Raw genomic sequence first — 18,563 nt, 5'->3', positions numbered from 1 at the left:
GTCATCAACGGGCATTGCCCCTTCATAAGCCCAGCGCCGCCTGTCACAAGTGCCGCTGCTTTCGGGGCGCGGAAAAGCACGCATCCGTCATATCTATCCAAATAATGTCAGCAATTCGTCACGCCCGGACCAGCAAAGTGCAATAATCAGCACCAGGGCCAGCGCGGCAGCCGTCAGATCATGGCGCGGATCCCAGGCCTTGTGACGCCGCGCCAGCCGGATCAGGAACGGATGTGTCAGCGCCAGCGCCAGCCCCTGGCCCAAAAGGGCACCGCCAAGCCCGCCCCAGCCTGCGCCGATGATCAGCGCCGTGGTCTGCAACGCCGCCCTTATCGCCTGGACGAAGAAAAAGCCCCGCCCGTCTCCGGCCGCCAGCGCTGCCTGGTCATAGGTCAGCCCGATCAGCATCGGCATCTGCGCCATCGCCACCGCCGCGATGATCACGCCCACATCCTGGTAGCGCGCATCGTATAAGACGCCCGCGATCAGGTCGCCGCCCGCCGCCATGGCGCCCATCACCAAAAGCATCGGGATCGTCAGGCCAAAACGCAAATGACGCAATTTGCGCGCGCCCGCCGGATCGGCATGGGGCCCAGCTCGCGGTAGATCGGGATCATGATCCGCGTCACCACCAGCCCCGCCAGCAGCACCGGGAAGGAGGCGAGGAAAAAGCCGATATTATAGTGCCCGAGATCGGCCATGCTGAGCCAGGATCCCAGCACTGCCTTATCGCCCTGGGTCAGCAGGAAGCCGGCGGCCGTCGAGGCAAGGATCCATTTCCCGAAATGCACCAGTTCGCGCGCAGCGTCGGGCTCCCAGCGGAAACAGTTGGCAGGCCCGGGCAGGAAGACCGAAGTGAGACACAGTTTCAGCAGGACCTGCGCCACCGCCCCCACCACCAGCGCCCAGATCGAGCCGGTGATCCAGGCGAAACCCACCATCACCACAATGCCGCCGATCTGCGCCGCGAGATCAAGAAGCGTCACCCGCACCAGAAGCAGATGTCGGTTCGCCGTGTCGATCCGCGTCGGGTTGAAGCCGCCGATCAGCAGCGTCAGCCCCGCGACCGGCACCATAAGCGCAAGCTCCGGCACGCCGTAAAACCAGGCGGCGGGCCAGGCGACAAGGCAGGTCAGCACCCAGAGCCCCGCGCCGCGAAACACATTCAGCGTCCAGGCCGTGTTCAGGAAATCCGGGTCATCGCCGCGCGCAGAACGCGAAATGGCCGGGCCGATGCCGACATCAGAAAACATCTGAAGGCCGACCAGTACGACCATGACCAGCGCCATGACCCCGAAGGCCTCGGGATATAAAAGCCGCGTCAGAACCAGGTTCGACAACAGCCGGGCGAATTGCGCGAAAACATAAGACCCCGCGACAAAGGCCCCGCCGCCAAGCGCTCGCCGGAAAAGGCTCTTGCCTCCGGTCAGTTCCATGATCTGCCCTTTTCTGCCCTGCCCCGCCCGGTCATCCGGCTGGTCATCCGGTCGGTCACACCGTCGGCAGGGTCGCCATCAGTGCCCCTGTGCAACGCTTTGCCACCTTCCCTTTGGCCCGGGCGCTTTACGCTTGCAAGCGGCACGGCCGCACCCGATCCTGGCCATTGCTGCCGCTGCCATGAATTCGGATCATGAAACTCGCCTATCTGGTCAACAGCTATCCGCTGCCCTCGCAGACCTTCATCCGCCGCGAGATTCACGCGCTGGAGCGGATGGGCTGGCAGGTGCATCGTTTCGCCATGCGCTCGGAACGGGCGGGTCTGGTCGAGGCCGCCGATATCGCCGAAGACAGCCGCACCGAACATCTGCTGGAACACGGGCTGTTGCGCCTGATCCGCAGCGCCCTGCCCTTCGCCCTGCGCCGTCCGGGCGCGGCCTGGCGCAGCCTCAGACTGGCGCTGAAATGCGGCGCAAATGGTGCCGGCGGCGCGCCCGGAACCGGCGGCAGGCTGCGCCACCTGGTCTACTGGATCGAAGGGGCCGAGGTCGCAAGGCGCTGCCACCTGGCGCGACTGCCGCATATCCACGCGCATTTCGGCACCAATTCCACCACGGTCGCCATGCTGGCGGCGGAAATCGGCGGTCTGGGTTTCTCCTTCACCACGCATGGGCCCGAAGAATTCGACGCCCCCCGCGCCCATAATCTCGGTGAGAAAACCGCGCGCGCCGATTTCTCGGTGGCGATTTCCTCCTTCGGGCGCGCGCAGCTCTGCCGCTGGGCCGGCGTGCAGGACTGGCCAACGATCGAGGTCGTGCATTGCGGCATCGAGACCTGGCGCTTCCCCGAGCCCGCGCCGATGCGCGATACCGGACCGCGCCGCCTTGTGGCCATTGGCCGCATGTCGGAACAAAAGGGCTTTCCGCTGCTGATCGAGGCGATGGCGCAGGTGAAGACCGATCTGCCCGATCTGCGCCTCACCCTGATCGGCGAGGGCGAGTTGCGCCCGATGATCGAATCGCAGATCCGCGCGGCGGGGCTTGAGGAACGCATCACCTTGACAGGCTGGCTGGATGAGGCCGGGGTCCGCGATGAGCTGGCGCGCGCCCATGCGCTGGTGCTGCCCTCTTTCGCCGAGGGCCTGCCGATGGTGCTGATGGAGGCTTTCGCCGCCGGGCGCCCCGCGATTGCCAGCGCCATTGCCGGCATTCCGGAACTGGTCACGCCCGGCACCGGCTGGCTGGTGCCCGCAGGGGATGCCGATGCGCTGGCCGATGCGATGCGCGGCTTTGCCGCTGTGCCGGTCGGGGTACTGGCCCGGATGGGGCGCGAGGCGCGGGCCGATGTCATTGCCCGCCATGACATCAATATCGAGGCCGCAAGGCTCGCCCGCCATTTCCGTGTCGCGATGCGCCTGCCGGCGGAAGGGCCGGATCCGGTCAGCGACCACGGGTGAACTCCGTAGTGCCGCGCCTGAGCCGCACCGCCAGTGCAACCGCCGCATAGGCCGCGAAGCCCAGCGGGTCGCGCGCTGCAAGTCGTATCAGCCCGCCCGCGCCTAAGGAGGCCTTGCCCTCGCGTTCCAGAATGCCGGGAAAAGCTGCGGCGAGTTCGCGCACGCCAAGATCCTGACGGCGGCGCACCCTGACCAGGGCGGCAAAGCCTTCGACCATCGGCCAGGAATAGGGCGCGGCTATCTGCACCCGCTCCTCAGGTTTGAAACGCAGCCGCACGAAAGTGTCATCCGAGATCAGCCGGGGAAATTCGCCCCACCGCGCGCGGCCCTCCGGGTTGGTGGCGTAAAGCCCATAGCCGGGCGCAGTGCTTTGCGCGAAAGGCAGCTGCTGCCAGAACCGTGCATAGGCGCGGGTGATCCATGATTTCGCCTGCGGGATCTGCGGCGTGGCCCCGGCATAGAGCGCGCGAGGGCGGGCCAGCGCCGCCACCAGCCCCGCCATCACCCCCGGCGACACCAGGCAATCGGCATCAAGCCAGGCGAGAACGCGGCCCCGCGCCACCGCCTCGCCCGCATTCAGCGCGCCTGGTTTCGAGCCCTCGGCGAGATCAAGCACGGTCATCTCCCAGCCCGCCGGCACCGGAACTGCCCGGGCGATCCCGGCCGTGCGGTCGCGGCAGCCATTGGCCACCACGATCACCTCAGCGCCGCCTGGCACCGGATCTGAGGCTAAGACCGCCGCGAGACAGGGGCCGATCCAGGCCGCCTCATTCGAGGCCGGGATGATGACGCTGAGCGCAGGCGGCGGGTTCAGCATGCGCCACAGGCCCGGATCAGCGCCCGCCAGCGCGGATTGTCATCCGAGAGATGCCTGAGCGCGCCCCAGCTGCCATGCCGTCCAGGGGTCGCGACAAAGCCGTAATGGGTGAAAGGCGCATCACTCAGCTCCGCCCAGGAGGCGAGCAGTTCCTCATAAAGCACGCCCATTCCGTCCGAATAGTTCAGCGCGGTGAAAAAGGCGGTGACCTCGGCGTCATCGGCAACCGGGCCGATCCCGGTCACATGGGTGCCGCCCTCATACATCACAAGCCGCAGCCCGTGTTTTTCTGCAATTTCAGCCTGATAGGACCAGATCACCCCGGTCAGATGCGCCAGGGTATCATCGGGATTCCCCGAGACAGAACCATCGCGCAATTCCGCAACGGCGCGCCCGATTGCCTGGTCGAGCCCGTATTTCTCGCCCCAGGCTTCCAGCGCAGCGCCTTCAAGCCCCAGTCGCGCAGCATGTTCCTTTGCTGCCTCTTTGCTTTCGCCAAGCCAGGCGCGGATCATCGGCAGCCGATCCTCATGGCCCAGCGCGCCCGAGAAATAGCCGGTCACCGCCCAGGCATCAAAGCTGGTCACAGGTGCGGGCCGTCCCTCATCCGTCACCTGCTTTGGCGCAAGGATATGCTCTTCCAGCCCCAGCCAGCCGGTCTGGGTCGACAGGACCCGCACAAGCCGCGCCGGATCGGCGATTTCCTCCGCCCAGATCGCCATGACCTCTGCCGCGCGCAGTGCGTAAAAGGCGAGCCAGCCGCCATCCCCGCCCCAGCGGGCCTTGGCCTGCTGATCCGCCCAGGCGGCCTGGGAAAACTGCCAGTTCCAGACCTCGTTGGAATACTCCACCCAGGCTACACGGCCCGGCGCCAGACCTGTCGCGACAACCTGCGCCATCTCGGCCACCAGAGCATCTGACGCCATATGCGGCAGCGTGATCCAGGGATCGGCCTCCATCCGGTTCGCAAGCTCCACCACGACCTCAACCGGCACGCCACGCCGCGTCCAGGTGTAATCCCCGGGCCGGGGCCGGTCTTCCGGCCGGATCAGCGGCGAATCGTTGGTCTGCAGCCAGTCCATGAACCGCAAAAGCCCGATGCCTTTTATCCGCGCAAGGAAATCGGGGTTGAACACTTCCCCCGCTGCCATGAGCGACTCGCGGTCTTCGCGCAAGACGCGGATCTCGCGGACCGGATCGGCGGGATCGCTTTCGGTGATGCGCAGATCGACAAGACCCGGCCCGGGCGTATAATCAAAGCTGATCCGGCTGCCGTCCCGGCGCGGATTGCGCGCCAGACCGCCAACCGCGACATCACCGCTGCCGCTCCAGGTCACCAGATAGCGCCCGGCCAGATCGCGCGCATCAGGCGGCATATCGGTCAAAAGCACGGTGCCGATGGCGGTGAGCCCCGCCGGGATATGCTTCGGCCAGCCATGATCGCCCAGCACGCCCGCCGCTGCCAGCGCGTCATGGTCCAGGCCGCCCCATTGCCCCGGCTGATGCCCGATCCAGTCGCGTGCCGATTTCATCACATCAAGGAACGGCTGTTCCGGCGACCAGTCGCGCCCGCCCAAAAGCCCCATGCCGAGGCCCTGCGCCCTCGCCTCTGCCCAGGCGGCGCCGGGCAGCAGCGGCACAGCCATCGCACCCGCAACAGCGCCCGCAACGGATTTGCCAAAAGCCCGGCGGGTCAGCGCCACCCTCACGGCCCCCGCCTTTGCGCGACACCGCTTGGCGGATAGGCGGTCACGACATCCCAGGCGATTTCCTGCATCCGCCTTGCCGCCACCGGATCAATATTGATGCGGCTGCCATCGGCGCGGGCGACGTCTGCGGGCAACCCCACCGGCGAGCGGCCGTAGATCACCGCATAATGCGTCACTGCCATCAGCCAGGCGCCGGTATCGTTGAAATGGATGTCATCGCTCAGGAAATCCTCGACACCGCGAAGCCCGGGCAGCTCGCCCGCCTCTGCCGCGCGCACCGCCGCTGCCATCACCTGGCCGCCGGGGATGACATGGATCGTGCCGACGCCCTCCGCCGCCATGGCCGGGCGGAGCAGCGCGCCCTCCCACAAGGCGGGCAGGTCCTGGCCGATCCGCCCCAGCCAGTCGCCCGGGTCGTTCGACGTGTCGTTCAGCGAATGCCAGGTCTCGTAAAGATAGACCCGGGCATCGGGGCGCGCCTTGCGGATCTCAGCCGCCCAGAAGGCCAGCGCGCCCGGCGCATCATGCCAGCGGATCGCATCTTCCAGCGCCACCATTTCGGTCAGCACCACCACCGGATAGTCACCACTAGCAATGGCCTCCCCCGCCGGGCGAAAGGCGGGTGTTGCATTTTCCTCTGCCAGTCCAGCGACTTCGCCCTTACGATGCGCGTTCAGGCTTGCCCCCAGCCGAGCTGACTGTTCCAGTCATGTCCGGCAAAACCGGCGAGAATCGCCGGCATATCGCGCCCGGTCAGCGAATGCCCCAGATGGTAGACCGCAACCGGCCCAGCCGGAGGCGTCAGCGGAACCTCATATCGGGCGGCAAATTCCTCCTGCGACAATTCGCGCCCCAGCGCCGCGCCTGGCAGCACGAATGGCAGGCTCAGCACCGCCCCCAGAAGAACGACGCAGGCCAGAATGGCGCCCGCCAGCAGAAGAATCGGCTTTTTCACAGCTTGTTCCCTGGCTGCCACAGAAGGATCACCGGATGATTTTGCCCCTAATTCTTCGCAGTTACCACAGCGGGGCAGAAAAAGCTGCGTTTCCAGCCTGAAAACGATGCGAAAACCGGCCCCTGCCCGCCACCTCGCCGCGTGATGCCCGCAGTTTCACGCGCCCGCCCGCCGACAGTCCGGTGACAATCCGTCAGGCTGCAGCTATTCTCCGCGCCGCTTCCGGGGGACAATCGGAGGGCGTATGGCAGGAAGGGCAGAACCGGGTGACACGCGCCAGTGACCGCGTCAGTGAGATGGGCTTCGAGGCGCCGGGCCGGCGTGAGCGGCTGGCAAATCGCTATGCCGCCTGGGCCGCGCGCCATGCCAAACCGGCGGACGGCTTTTCGCTGCGCCCAGAGCCGCGCTCCATCGGGCTTTATGCGCGCGGCAAGCAGATCATGGCCGGGAATATCGTGCTTGCCGGCCATCTGGTCGAAGCCGGGGACCCAAGTGCCGAAGCCGAGATCTGGGATCTGACCGCGCCCGACCCCGCCTTCACTGATGAGGCGCATGGCTTCACCTGGCTTGATGATCTGGCCGCTCTTGGCACATCGCGGGCGCGCGACCGGGCCCGCTCCTGGACCTGGAGCTGGATCCGGCGATTCGGCGATGGCACCCGCCCTGGCTGGACCCCGGCGCTGACCGGCAGGCGGCTGATCCGCTGGATCCATCATTCCGATTTCCTGCTCGAGGGCGAAGCCCCTTCAGACCGCGCCCGATTCTTCGCCTCTCTGGCGCGGCAGGCGGGGTTTCTGGCGCGCCGCGCGGCGTCGGCCCGGCCCGGCCTTGCCCGGATCGAGGCGCTGACCGGCCTGATCTACACCCATCTCTCGCTGGAGGAAGAGGCGCCAAAACTTGGCCAGGCGCTGACCGCACTGGCGAAGGAATGCGATGAGCGCATCGACCGCAGCGGCGCGATCAACAGCCGCAACCCCGAGGAATTGCTTGAGATTTTCACCCTGCTCGGCTGGGCGGTGCAAAGCCTCTCGGATGCGGGGCACACGGTTCCGGTGGCGCTTTCGGCGGCTTTGGACCGCGTCGCGCCCTGTCTGCGCGCGCTGCGCCATTCCGATGGCGGGCTGGCGCGCTTCCATTCCGGCGGCACCGGGCCTGAGGGGCGGCTTGACCAGGCACTTGCTGCCTCACGGGCGCTGCCAGCGGCGGGGCATGTTACTCTGGCGATGGGCTATGCACGGCTCTCGGCCGCCCGCACCACCGTCATCCTTGATGTCGCCGACCCGCCCGGCGGCCCGGCGGCACAACACGCGCATGCCTCGACCGCGGCGTTTGAGCTGAGTTCCGGGCGCCGCCCGCTGATCGTCAATTGCGGCCCGGGTCAGAGCGCCGGGCCGGAATGGCGGCTCGCGGCACGGGCGACGCAGTCGCATTCGGCCCTGTCGCTGACCGGGTTTTCCTCATCCCGCTTTGGCGCCTCGACCAGCCATCTGAGCGAGCGTGCCCATGTCTCGGACCTGCATTTCGCCGGGGCTGACGGCGCTTTCGTGCGGCTTAGCCATGATGGCTGGCAGGCGGGTCACGGCCTCATCGCCACACGCGAGCTGCATCTCTCGCCCGACGGGCGGCGGCTGAGCGGCACGGATCTTCTATCCTCGACCACACCGGAGGCCCGCGCGCAGTTTGACCGGATGGTCGAGCGCTCGCCGCTGGGTGGGCTGCCCTTCACCATCCGCTTCCATCTGCATCCCGATGTCGATGCCTCGCTGGATATGGGCGGGGCGGCGGTGTCGATGCAGCTGAGATCGGGCGAGATCTGGGTTTTCCGCCATGACAGCGGCGCCGATCTCTCGCTGGAGCCCTCGGCCTGGCTGGAACGGGGCCGGCTTGCGCCACGCCATGCACAACAGATCGTGTTGATGGGCTTTGCCCAGCACTATGACAACCGTATCGGCTGGACGCTTGCGAAAGCCCAGGATACTCCGCTCGCGATCCGCGATCTGGACCGGGATGACCCGGTTCCCATCTGAATTCCCCGTCAGAGAGGCCCCATGTCGATTTCCGCGCCCCGCTCCGCCGCCCCTACGACACCCGTCCGCCCGCGCCGCGCCCTTTTGTCGGTATCGGACAAGACCGGGCTGATCGGGTTTGCGCGCGCGCTGCACGACCATGGCGTCGAACTACTCTCGACCGGCGGCACAGCCAAGGCGCTGCGCGAGGCGGATCTGCCGGTGAAAGACGTGGCCGAGATCACCGGTTTCCCCGAAATGATGGATGGTCGCGTCAAGACGCTGCATCCGATGGTGCATGGCGGGCTGCTCGCGCTGCGCGACAATAAAGATCATGTCGCGGCGATGGAGGATCACGGGATCGGAGCGATCGATATCCTGGTCGTGAACCTCTACCCGTTTGAAGAGACCGTGGCGAAGGGCGCCGATTATGCCACCGCAGTCGAGAATATCGACATTGGCGGCCCGGCGATGATCAGGGCGGCGGCCAAGAACCACGCCTTTGTCGCGGTGGTGACCGATACCGAAGACTATGCCGGTATAATTGCAGAAATCGAACAGAATGGCGGCACGAGCTATGCCTTCCGCCAGCGGCTCGCGCTGACCGCTTATGCCCGCACCGCGGCCTATGACACCGCCGTGTCGACCTGGATGGCGGCGGCGATTGCGGAACCCGCGCCGCGTTACCGCGCCATGGCCGGAAAACTTGCACAAACCCTGCGTTATGGCGAGAATCCGCACCAGAAAGCCGCCTTCTACCTGGACGGATCGAACAGACCCGGCGTGGCCACCGCAAAACAGTGGCAGGGCAAGGAACTCAGCTACAACAATATCAACGACACCGATGCCGCGTTCGAGCTGGTGGCAGAGTTTGCGGGCCAGGGCCCGGCGGTTGCCATTATCAAACATGCGAACCCCTGCGGCGTCGGCAAAGGCTCTTCGCTGCTCGAAGCTTACCAGCGCGCCTATAGCTGCGATACGACCTCGGCTTTCGGCGGCATTGTCGCGCTGAACCAGGAGCTGGACGCCGCCACCGCCGAAGAGATCGTGAAGATCTTCACCGAAGTCGTCATCGCGCCTTCGGCCAGCGATGCGGCGAAAGCGGTCTTTGCGGCGAAAAAGAACCTCCGCCTCCTGACCACGGGCGCGCTGCCGGATGCGTCGCAGGGAGTGCTCTCGTTCCGCCAGGTCGCGGGTGGCTTTCTTGTCCAGGATTCGGATGTCGACACCATCACGCTATCTGATCTGAAAGTGGTGACGAAACGCGCCCCTTCGGGCCAAGAGCTGGAAGACCTGTTCTTCGCCTGGAAAGTCGCGAAACATGTCAAATCAAACGCCATCGTCTATGTGAAAGACGGGGCCACGGTCGGCATCGGCGCGGGCCAGATGAGCCGCGTCGACAGCACCATGATCGGCGCGAGGAAAGCCGGCGAGATCGCCGGAGCCCTTGGGCTGAGCGAAAGCCCGGCGGTCGGTTCAGTCGTCGCCTCGGACGCCTTCTTCCCCTTTGCCGACGGGATCGAAGTTCTGGCGGGCAATGGCGTCAAAGCTGTGATCCAGCCCGGTGGCTCGATGAAAGATGCCGATGTGATCGAAGCCGCAGACCGGCTTGGCCTTGCGATGGTCTTCACCGGCCAGCGCCATTTCCGGCACTGACATGCGCGCAGCCTGGCTTTCCGCCCTCATCACCTTCGGCCTCGACCAGGCGTCCAAACTGGCGGTGGTCCAGGGGCTCGATCTGATCAACCGGGGCGAGATCGACATCTGGCCGCCCTTCCTCGTCTTCCGCATGGCCTGGAATCGCGGCATCAATTTCGGCCTCTTTGCCGGGGATGCCGAGGCAGTGCGGTGGGGAATCGTTCTGGTCTCGCTGGTGATCTCGGCCTGGGTCTGGGTCTGGGTGCGGCGCTCGCGCCCCGGCACCCTTGCGCAGATTTCCGCCGGTCTGCTGGTCGGCGGTGCACTTGGCAATGTGATCGACCGGATCTGGTACGGCGCGGTGGCGGATTTCCTCAATACGTCCTGCTGCGGATTCGAGAATCCCTATGCGTTCAACGTCGCCGATATCGCAATCTTTGCCGGGGCCTTTGGCCTCGTGCTCTTTACCGGCAGGCCGGCTGAGGGCCGGAAATCGGGGGCAAAAAAGGGCTGAGCCGGATTTCTGACGGTGCCGGGCCTGCGCCCTGGCCGAAAGACCCCGTGACGCGACCAATCCCATAGGCTAAGAGACTTCAAAGGCCGAAGGGCAGCATAAGACGGAAAGACGAATGCCGGGGAACAGGATGCAGGCAAGATCGGGCGCAAGGTCGGGCAAAGGCATGATCGCGCTGACGATTGCGCTGGTGCTGTCCGGCTGTGCCGCCGACAAGGGCGATTCAACCGATCTGATGCGGCTGCGCTCGAAAGACGGGCCGGATGAATTCGCGGTCCTGCCGCCGAAGGCGCTGGAAATGCCCACCAGTCTCAGGGACCTGCCCGCGCCCACGCCGGGCGGCGGCAACCGCACCGATCAGCGCCCGCTTGATGATGCTGTTGTGGCGCTTGGTGGCAAGCCCGGCGCCTCGGGTGGCATCCCCGCCGCCGACGCCGCGCTTTACGCCCATGCCGCGCGCAATGGCACCCAGGCCGATATCCGCAGCCAGCTGGCCTCGGAAGATCTGCAATGGCGCCGCGACAACAAGGGCCGCATTCTTGAGCGCATGTTCAGCGTCAACACCTATTACCGCGCCTATAAAGACCAGTCGCTCAATCAGTATCGTGAACTGGAATACTGGCGTTCTCGCGGTCTTTTGACCCCATCTGCTCCGCCGGAAGGCTATGACAAGCAGAAGGAAGAAAAGGAACGCCAGAAGAAGAAGCGCGGCGGCCTCCAGCTGTTCTGATGTCGGGGATGCGTCCGTAAGCCGCGCGCCCCGGACCTCAGCCGCCAGGAGCCCGTTAAACCTGCCCCTTGCCGGGCAGCGCCCGGAACACAGCGGAAAACCATCGGAGGACGGATGCGTCTTGTGACCCGACTTGCCCGTAAAGCCAGGGGAAAAACCCGCGGTTTTGCGAGGATCATGCCTGCTTTGCCGCTGCTTGCGGCATTGTCAGCCTTTGCCGCCCAGGCCGAAACGGTTTCGGCCTTCCGGCTGGAAAACGGTCTCGATGTGGTGGTGATCGAGGATCACCGCGCCCCGGTCGTCGTCCAGATGATCTGGTATCGCGCCGGCGCCGCCGATGAGCCTGCGGGCAAATCCGGCATCGCGCATTTTCTGGAACATCTGATGTTCAAGGGCACCGACAAAGTGCCCGCCGGCCAGTTCTCGGCCACGGTCGAGGCGCATGGCGGTGATGACAATGCCTTCACCTCCTGGGATTACACCGCATATTTCCAGCGCATTGCTGCCGATAAGCTGGAAATGGTGATGGAGATGGAGGCCGACCGGATGCGGGGGCTGAAACTCGACCCCGCCGTGGTGCTCACCGAACGCCAGGTGATCCTTGAGGAACGCGCGCAGCGCACCGATTCCGATCCGGGCGCGCTTCTGGGCGAACAGATGCGGGCGGCCCTGTTCATGAACCACCGCTACGGCGTTCCGATCATCGGCTGGCGCCATGAGATTGCCGAGCTGACCCGCGAGGATGCGCTGGCCTGGTATGAGCAATATTACGCCCCGAACAATGCGACGCTGATCATCGCGGGCGATGTGACCCCCGATCAGGTGAAGGGACTGGCCGAGAAATATTACGGCCCTATTGCGCCCTCGGAAGGCATAAAGCCGCGCCTCCGCCCGCAAGAACCGCCGCACTTGGCGGAACGCCGGCTGACCTATGCCGATGAGCGGGTCTCTGACCCCTATGTTTACCGTTCTTACCTGGCGCCGGAGCGCAATCCGGGCGATCAGAAGACCGCAGCCGCATTGTCGATCCTGGCCGAGCTTCTGGGCGGCAATGGCCAGACGGCGATCCTGCCGCGCGCGCTTCAGTTCGATGCCCAGGTCGCGGTCTGGTCTTCGGCCTTTTACGATGGCACTGCGCTCGATGACGCGACTTTCGGGCTTTACGTCGTGCCCGCACCCGGGGTGAGCCTTGGCGAGGCCGAGGCGGCGATGGATGCGGTTCTGGCGAAATTCCTTGAGGAAGGCCCCGATCCGGAGGCGTTTGACCGGATCAAGACCCAGATCCGTGCCTCGGATATCTATGCCAAAGACGATGCGATGGGGCTGGCAAAGCTTTACGGCGAGGAGCTTTCGGTCGGCCTCGGGCTTGAGGATATCCAAAGCTATACGGCGGTGCTGGATGAGGTGACCATCGAAGATGTGATGCAGGCCGCGCATCAGGTGCTGAACCGCAACAATGCGGTGACCGGCTGGCTGGAGCGCCCGCCGGAAGCGTCGCCGGAAGTGTCGCCGGAACAGGCGCCGGAACAATCCGCCGCTCCGGCTGAGGCAGCCCCCCGGACGGAACCGGCCACAGGTGAAACGGAGGCCGCAGAATGATGTTTCGTGCTCTGGTCGCAGCGGTTGCGATCCTAATCCCGGGTCTCGCCTGCGCCGATATTCCGATCAAAGAGGTGAAAAGCCCCGGCGGGCTGACCGCCTGGCTGGTCGAGGATCACAATATCCCCTTTACCGCGCTGGAGATCCGCTTTCGCGGCGGCACTTCGCTGGATGATCCGGGCAAACGCGGCGCGATTTACCTCATGTCGGGGCTGATCGAGGAAGGCGCCGGCGATCTCGACAGCAAGGGCTTTGCCGAGGCGAGAGACAGCCTTGCGGCCTCGTTTTCCTTCGCGGCCTCGACCGATACCTTTTCGGTCTCGGCCCGGTTTCTGAGCGAGAACCGCGATGAGGCGGTGGATCTGCTGGCCCTCGCGCTGAACAGGCCGCGCTTTGATGAGGATGCGGTGACCAGGGTGCGCGAACAGGTGCTCTCGGGCCTGCGTTCCGAATTGCGCGATCCTTCCTCGATTGCGTCGCAGACCTTTGATCAGCTGGCTTATGGCGAACATCCCTATGGCAGCACCGGGCGCGGCACGCTTGCATCAGTTGCGGCCCTGAGCCGCGCCGATATCGTCGAGGCCTGGAAGACCGCTCTTGCGCGTGAGAATGTCTATATCTCGGCCGCGGGTGATATCACCGCCGAAGAGCTGGGGCTGATCATCGATCGCGTGCTGGGCGGCCTGCCGGAAACCGGCGCCCCCCTGCCCGGCGCGGCGCCCTGGCTGCTGCCACCGGGGTGAGCGTGATCGATTTCCCCTCGCCGCAATCGGTGGTGGTGTTTGGCCAGTCGGGGATTTCGCAGAAGGACCCGGATTTCTTTGCGGCCTTCGTCCTGAATGAGGTGATGGGCGGCGGGCGGTTTTCGGCCCGGCTGATGACCGAGGTGCGCGACAAGCGCGGGTTGACCTATGGGATCGGGACCTATCTCGTGGGGATGGATCATTCGGACAGCTATCTCGGGCAGTTCCAGGCCTCGAATGACAAGGTCGCCGAGGCGATCAGCGTGATCCGCGCGCAATGGGCAAAGATCGCGACCGAAGGGATCAGCGAGAAAGAGCTTAACGATGCGAAGACCTATCTGACCGGCGCCTATCCGTTGCGCTTTGACGGCAATGCGCCGATTGCCTCGATCCTTGTGGGCATGCAGATGCAGGGGATGCCGATCGATTATCCGAACACCCGCAATGCAAAGATCGAAGCGGTCACGATGGAGGATGTGAAACGGGTGGCAGCGCAGCTTTATCAGCCCGAGGCGCTGCGTTTCGTCGTGGTGGGCCAGCCGGTGGATGTGACCCCGACGCCGTGACGCGCGGCTCAGCGCCTGGCAGGCCGTTATTTTCCTGAACAAAGCAGGGGAGGGCAACCCTCCCCTGCCCCCTCCCCGCCGCGCGCGGGGCGACCTGTGCGGAGAGACCGGCAGGCCGGGCGGGCACTGGCGGGCCTTTCGCGACTCGCCATCCGCTGCTAGATATTGCGGCATGAGCCAGTTCGCCCCCAACCTCTCGCAAGAAGCCGCGCGTCCTGTGATCCGTCAGCTGGACGAGGCCGCGATCAACCGCATTGCCGCCGGTGAAGTGGTGGAACGGCCCGCATCCGCCGTGAAAGAGCTGGTGGAAAACGCGCTGGATGCAGGCGCGACGCGGATCAGGGTCGAATATACCGATGGCGGCAAGACACTGATCCGGGTCAGCGATGACGGCTGCGGCATGACGCCCGAGGATCTGCCGCTGGCGCTGAGCCGCCATGCCACCTCGAAAATCGACGGCAGTGATCTGCTGAACATCCGTTCCTTCGGGTTTCGCGGCGAGGCGCTGCCCTCCCTGGGCGCCGTCGGGCGGCTGGTGATCACCTCGCGCGCAGCGGGGTTTGACGCGGCCCTGATCACCTGCACCGGCGGGCGACTTGACGGGCCGCGACCGGCCGCGCTGACCTCGGGCACTGTGGTCGAGCTGCGCGATCTGTTCCATGCAACGCCAGCACGGCTGAAATTCATGCGTTCAGACCGGGCCGAGGCCCAGGCGATCCATGAAGTGATCAAACGCCTCGCCATGGCCGAGCCGGCAGTGGGCTTCACCCTGTCCGAGGTGACCGCCGACGGGCCAAGGGTGATCCTGCGGCTCGATCCCGAACAGGGCGATCTGTTTGACGCGCTGCAGGGGCGGCTTACGCGGATCATCGGGGCGGATTTCACCGCCAATGCCATGGCGATTGATGCCAGCCGTGACGGTCTCGCTTTGCTGGGCTATGCCGCGCTGCCGACCTATTCGCGCGGCTCTTCGACGCAGCAATATCTCTTCGTCAATGGCCGCCCGGTGAATGACCGCCTGCTGCTCGGCGCGCTCCGGGCCGCCTATTTCGACGTGCTGTCACGCGACCGCCATCCGGCGGCGGTGCTGAATCTGATTGTCGATCCCGAACGGGTCGACGTGAATGTGCATCCGGCGAAATCCGAAGTGCGGTTTCGCGAACCCGATGCCGCGCGCGCGCTGATCATCACCGCGATACGGACGGCCCTGACCGGAGCGGGCCATCGGGCCTCGACCACGGTGGGGGCCGAGACAATCGGGGCTTTCCGGCCGGGCCAGAGCCTCGCGCCCCAGCCGATGCGGCCGACATTTGCACATGACCTGCCGCACCGTCCTGCGCAGAGCACCCTCGCCCAGGCCTTCGCCTTTCAGGCGCCCCTGCCCGCCTCCGGCTTCGCCGAAGCCCCCCAGGTCAACACGATTGCAGACCTGGGCGCGACCTCGGCGCAGATCCGGGATCAGGATCCGGCAGGGCCCGAGCCCGCGCCGCAGAGCTTCCCCCTTGGCGCCGCCCGCGCCCAGTTGCATGAAAACTGGATCATTGCCCAGACCCCGGACGGCATCGTCATCGTCGACCAGCATGCCGCGCATGAACGCCTGGTTTATGAGCGGCTGAAAGTGCAGATGGCCAGCCGCGAGATCCCGCGCCAGGTGCTGCTGATTCCGGAAATAATCACCCTGTCGGCCCCGGATGCGAGCCTGATCCTCTCGGCGGCGGAAAGCCTCGCCGGGGCGGGCCTTGTGATCGAGCCCTTTGGCGGTTCGGCAATCTCGGTAACCGAGACCCCCGCGATCCTTGGTGAGGTCAACGCCGCCGCGCTGATCCGCGACATTCTCGACGAGCTGGCGGATCAGGGCGACAGCCAGCTGACCCGCGCGAAAATCGACGCGGTGCTGTCGCGCATGGCCTGCCATGGCTCGGTCCGTTCTGGCCGGCAGATGCGCCCGGAAGAGATGAATGCGCTCTTGCGCGAGATGGAGGTCACGCCGAATTCCGGTCAGTGCAATCATGGCCGCCCCACCTGGGTCGAGCTGAAACTGCATGATATTGAGCGGCTTTTCGGGCGCAGATGATCACGGTTTTCGGCCAGAGCTATGCCTGGAATGCGCCTGAGATCCTGATCATCGGGGCGGCGGGCGTTACCCTCATCGCGCTGTTGATCCTGATCCTGCGCGCGGCCAATCGTGCGGGCAATTCCGCGCAGCCCGTGATGAACGAGATCGCCTGGATGAGCCACCGCGTCCAGGCGCTGTCCGAGGGGCAGGAACGGCTTTCTGGCGGGCTGAGCCATGTCTCTGAGGCTCAGGCCGCGTCGCAGGTTTCGATGCTGAAGCTGATGGAAGCCCGCCTCGCCGATGTGCAGCGCCAGATGACCGAGGCGCTGCATGGCACCTCGACCCGCACCGCGCGATCCTTGGGAGAGTTGCATCAGCGGCTGGAAACCATCGACAAAGCCCAGGAAAAGATCGAGAATCTTTCGGGCAACATCCTGTCTTTGCAGGACATTCTGGCCAATAAGCAAACACGCGGCGCCTTTGGCGAGATCCAGCTGCATGACATCGTGTCAAAGGCGCTTCCCGCCGACAGCTATACGATGCAGGCGACACTTTCGAACGGGCGCCGCCCGGATTGCCTCGTGCATCTGCCAAAGCCCCCCGGCCCCATCGTGATCGATGCGAAATTCCCGCTGGAATCCTACGAGGCGCTGCGCCGCGCCGACACCCCGCGCCAGAGCCATGAGGCGGCGCAGCTGTTGCGCCAGGCGTTGCGCGCCCATATCCGCGCCATCTCGGAGCGTTATATCCTCGAAGGCGAAACCGCCGATGGCGCGCTGATGTTCCTGCCCTCGGAAGCGGTCTATGCCGAGTTGCATGCGAATTTCCCCGAGCTCGTGCGTGAGGGATTTGCCGCCCGGGTCTGGATCGTCTCTCCGACCACATGCATGGCGACGCTGAACACGATGCGCGCAGTGCTGAAAGACGCGCGGATGCGCGAACAGGCCGGCGCCATCCGCAAGGAGCTCTCGCTTTTGTCGCAGGATGTGGATCGGCTTGGCGCGCGGGTCGTCAATCTTGACCGCCATTTCCAGATGGCGGCGCGGGATATCGAAGAGATCCGCATCTCCTCGGACAAGGCCGGCAAACGAGCCCGCCGGCTTGATAATTTCGACTTCGAAGAGCTGGCCCCGGACGCCGCCACGCCGGTCTTGCCGGGCCGGGATGCCGGGCCGGGCTGAAAGCTGTTCCTTTTCACCCTTGCACAACTGCTCGCGACAACAGGACGCCTGCTGCAGCGCCGGGCAAAAGCGGCGGTGCTTTGCAAAAAGCGCAAGGCTGCCAGAAATGTCACGGGGCAGGATCGCGGCCCTCGCCCCTGTTGCAGCCCTGTTCTCCGTGATAGCGGTGACAGCATCATGAGCGCGCCCCAGAACACCCGACTCGGTATCCTGTTGATGATCGCCACTTCGGCGATTTTTGCCATACAGGATGGCCTGTCGCGCCATCTCGGCGAGGCGGTGAACATCTATATGGTGGTGATGATCCGCTTCTGGTTCATGACCGTTTTCGTGCTGGCGCTGGCGGCGCGCAGCCCGGGCGGGCTGAAAGCGGCGGCAAAAGGCCGCTATCCCCTGTTGCAGATCCTGCGCGGCTTTCTGCTGGTGGCGGAGATCTGCGTCATGGTTGTGGCCTTTATCAGGCTGGGCCTGATCGAGACCCATGCGGTTTTCGTGGTCTATCCGCTGCTGGTGACGCTGTTTTCAGGGCCCATCCTTGGCGAAAAGGTCGGCTGGCGGCGCTGGCTGGCGGTGCTGGTCGGTTTTGTCGGCGTGATTGTCATCCTCAACCCGGGCGGCGGCGTTTTCACCCCCTGGGCGCTTTTGCCGCTTTCGGCCGCCGCCATGTTTGCACTTTACGGGCTTTTGACCCGCTATGTGGCGCGCGAGGACAGTGCCTCGACCAGTTTCTTCTGGACCGGGATCACGGGGGCGGTTTTCATCACGCCGTTTGGCCTGATGCACTGGCAGAACATGTCCGGCTTCGACTGGGGCCTGATGGCCATTCTGTGCTGCACTGCCGTGCTGGGGCACTGGCTCCTGATCAAGGCCTATGACGTGGCCGAAGCCTCGGATATCCAGCCCTTCGCCTATTTCCAGCTGCCATTCGTCTCGTTCCTCGGTCTGGTTTTCCTCAATGAGAATCTGCGCATCAATGTGGTGATCGGGGCGGTGATCGTGGTGGCGGCCGGGCTCTTCACGCTCTGGCGGCAGCGGGTTCGCGCAAGGCACAACAAAGCTCTGTGACAGAGGCCCCGGCGGGCGGGAATGGCGGCTTTCTGCGGTTGCTCTGCCCCCGGGCCGCGCGTAAAACTTGGCCCGTTACTGCCTGAGAGGT

Annotated in this window: 15 protein-coding genes and 1 pseudogene; 10 read left to right on the top strand and 6 right to left on the bottom strand. The window is 65.2% G+C overall.

Features of this window, described 5'->3' with window-relative positions; translation table 11 throughout:
* Positions 1-93: 93 nt before the first annotated feature.
* Both QNO18_RS08360 and QNO18_RS08355 read right to left on the bottom strand, forming a co-directional pair.
* Positions 94-561 carry a hypothetical protein gene (locus QNO18_RS08360; RefSeq protein WP_283177293.1) on the bottom strand — a complete coding sequence of 156 codons (468 nt, stop codon included), beginning with the start codon at positions 559-561 and terminating at the stop codon, positions 94-96.
* Positions 537-1,436 carry an oligosaccharide flippase family protein gene (locus tag QNO18_RS08355; RefSeq protein ID WP_283177292.1) on the bottom strand — a complete coding sequence of 300 codons (900 nt, stop codon included), beginning with the start codon at positions 1,434-1,436 and terminating at the stop codon, positions 537-539. Before QNO18_RS08355 ends, QNO18_RS08360 begins: the two co-directional genes overlap by 25 nt.
* 194 nt (positions 1,437-1,630) lie before the next feature.
* On the opposite strand from QNO18_RS08355, the gene QNO18_RS08350 reads away from it, so the two are divergent.
* The gene (locus tag QNO18_RS08350) at positions 1,631-2,893 is read left to right on the top strand and encodes a glycosyltransferase family 4 protein (RefSeq protein ID WP_283177291.1); all 1,263 of its coding nucleotides are present in this window, start codon (positions 1,631-1,633) and stop codon (positions 2,891-2,893) included.
* Here the strand turns inward: QNO18_RS08350 and QNO18_RS08345 are convergent.
* From QNO18_RS08345 to QNO18_RS08330, 4 genes are all read right to left on the bottom strand, one after another.
* A complete protein-coding gene (locus tag QNO18_RS08345; protein ID WP_283177290.1) occupies positions 2,877-3,710 on the bottom strand; it encodes a glycosyltransferase in 834 nt (277 codons plus the stop codon). The genes QNO18_RS08350 and QNO18_RS08345 overlap by 17 nt on opposite strands.
* Positions 3,704-5,419: a hypothetical protein gene (locus QNO18_RS08340; RefSeq protein WP_283177289.1), complete on the bottom strand. Its 1,716-nt coding sequence runs from the start codon at positions 5,417-5,419 to the stop codon at positions 3,704-3,706. The genes QNO18_RS08345 and QNO18_RS08340 overlap by 7 nt, the downstream gene beginning before the upstream one ends.
* Entirely contained in the window at positions 5,416-5,994 is a 579-nt protein-coding gene (locus QNO18_RS08335) for a hypothetical protein (protein ID WP_283177288.1), read from the bottom strand. Before QNO18_RS08335 ends, QNO18_RS08340 begins: the two co-directional genes overlap by 4 nt.
* Before the next feature lie 98 nt (positions 5,995-6,092).
* Positions 6,093-6,374: a hypothetical protein gene (locus tag QNO18_RS08330; RefSeq protein WP_283177287.1), complete on the bottom strand. Its 282-nt coding sequence runs from the start codon at positions 6,372-6,374 to the stop codon at positions 6,093-6,095.
* A gap of 266 nt (positions 6,375-6,640) precedes the next feature.
* On the opposite strand from QNO18_RS08330, the gene QNO18_RS08325 reads away from it, so the two are divergent.
* From QNO18_RS08325 to QNO18_RS08285, 9 genes and pseudogenes are all read left to right on the top strand, one after another.
* Complete coding sequence (locus tag QNO18_RS08325; RefSeq protein WP_349293846.1) at positions 6,641-8,401, top strand: heparinase II/III family protein; 1,761 nt, start codon at positions 6,641-6,643, stop codon at positions 8,399-8,401.
* 21 nt (positions 8,402-8,422) lie between these two features.
* Entirely contained in the window at positions 8,423-10,036 is a 1,614-nt protein-coding gene (gene purH, locus QNO18_RS08320; protein WP_283177286.1) for a bifunctional phosphoribosylaminoimidazolecarboxamide formyltransferase/IMP cyclohydrolase, read from the top strand.
* A 1-nt stretch (position 10,037) separates the two neighbouring features.
* Complete coding sequence (gene lspA / locus QNO18_RS08315) at positions 10,038-10,532, top strand: signal peptidase II (protein ID WP_283177285.1); 495 nt, start codon at positions 10,038-10,040, stop codon at positions 10,530-10,532.
* A 130-nt stretch (positions 10,533-10,662) separates the two neighbouring features.
* The gene (locus QNO18_RS08310; protein WP_283177284.1) at positions 10,663-11,262 is read left to right on the top strand and encodes a DUF3035 domain-containing protein; all 600 of its coding nucleotides are present in this window, start codon (positions 10,663-10,665) and stop codon (positions 11,260-11,262) included.
* A gap of 177 nt (positions 11,263-11,439) precedes the next feature.
* A complete protein-coding gene (locus QNO18_RS08305) occupies positions 11,440-12,861 on the top strand; it encodes a pitrilysin family protein (RefSeq protein WP_283178765.1) in 1,422 nt (473 codons plus the stop codon).
* A pseudogene (locus QNO18_RS08300) lies at positions 12,861-14,170 on the top strand (pitrilysin family protein). Before QNO18_RS08305 ends, QNO18_RS08300 begins: the two are co-directional and overlap by 1 nt.
* A 172-nt stretch (positions 14,171-14,342) precedes the next feature.
* Complete coding sequence (mutL, locus tag QNO18_RS08295) at positions 14,343-16,244, top strand: DNA mismatch repair endonuclease MutL (RefSeq protein WP_283177283.1); 1,902 nt, start codon at positions 14,343-14,345, stop codon at positions 16,242-16,244.
* Complete coding sequence (gene rmuC, locus QNO18_RS08290; RefSeq protein ID WP_283177282.1) at positions 16,241-17,407, top strand: DNA recombination protein RmuC; 1,167 nt, start codon at positions 16,241-16,243, stop codon at positions 17,405-17,407. Before mutL ends, rmuC begins: the two co-directional genes overlap by 4 nt.
* A 177-nt stretch (positions 17,408-17,584) precedes the next feature.
* Complete coding sequence (locus QNO18_RS08285; RefSeq protein ID WP_283177281.1) at positions 17,585-18,472, top strand: DMT family transporter; 888 nt, start codon at positions 17,585-17,587, stop codon at positions 18,470-18,472.
* The last annotated feature ends 91 nt before the right edge of the window (positions 18,473-18,563 follow it).

It is taken from the genome of Gemmobacter sp. 24YEA27 (genome assembly GCF_030052995.1).
In the GTDB taxonomy this organism is placed as follows: Bacteria; Pseudomonadota; Alphaproteobacteria; order Rhodobacterales; family Rhodobacteraceae; genus Pseudogemmobacter.
The sequence above is the reverse complement of the archived record's forward strand: the minus strand, read 5'-3'. Positions and strand labels throughout refer to the sequence as shown.

Bases quoted from the DNA above. Each gene is read 5' to 3' on its own strand.
- QNO18_RS08355 (WP_283177292.1), bottom strand. From the start codon at position 1,436: ATGGAACTGACCGGAGGCAAGAGCCTTTTCCGGCGAGCGCTTGGCGGC.
- QNO18_RS08350 (WP_283177291.1), top strand. From the start codon at position 1,631: ATGAAACTCGCCTATCTGGTCAACAGCTATCCGCTGCCCTCGCAGACC.
- QNO18_RS08345 (WP_283177290.1), bottom strand. From the start codon at position 3,710: ATGCTGAACCCGCCGCCTGCGCTCAGCGTCATCATCCCGGCCTCGAAT.
- purH (WP_283177286.1), top strand. From the start codon at position 8,423: ATGTCGATTTCCGCGCCCCGCTCCGCCGCCCCTACGACACCCGTCCGC.
- lspA (WP_283177285.1), top strand. From the start codon at position 10,038: ATGCGCGCAGCCTGGCTTTCCGCCCTCATCACCTTCGGCCTCGACCAG.
- QNO18_RS08310 (WP_283177284.1), top strand. From the start codon at position 10,663: ATGCAGGCAAGATCGGGCGCAAGGTCGGGCAAAGGCATGATCGCGCTG.
- QNO18_RS08305 (WP_283178765.1), top strand. From the start codon at position 11,440: ATGCCTGCTTTGCCGCTGCTTGCGGCATTGTCAGCCTTTGCCGCCCAG.
- mutL (WP_283177283.1), top strand. From the start codon at position 14,343: ATGAGCCAGTTCGCCCCCAACCTCTCGCAAGAAGCCGCGCGTCCTGTG.
- rmuC (WP_283177282.1), top strand. From the start codon at position 16,241: ATGATCACGGTTTTCGGCCAGAGCTATGCCTGGAATGCGCCTGAGATC.
- QNO18_RS08285 (WP_283177281.1), top strand. From the start codon at position 17,585: ATGAGCGCGCCCCAGAACACCCGACTCGGTATCCTGTTGATGATCGCC.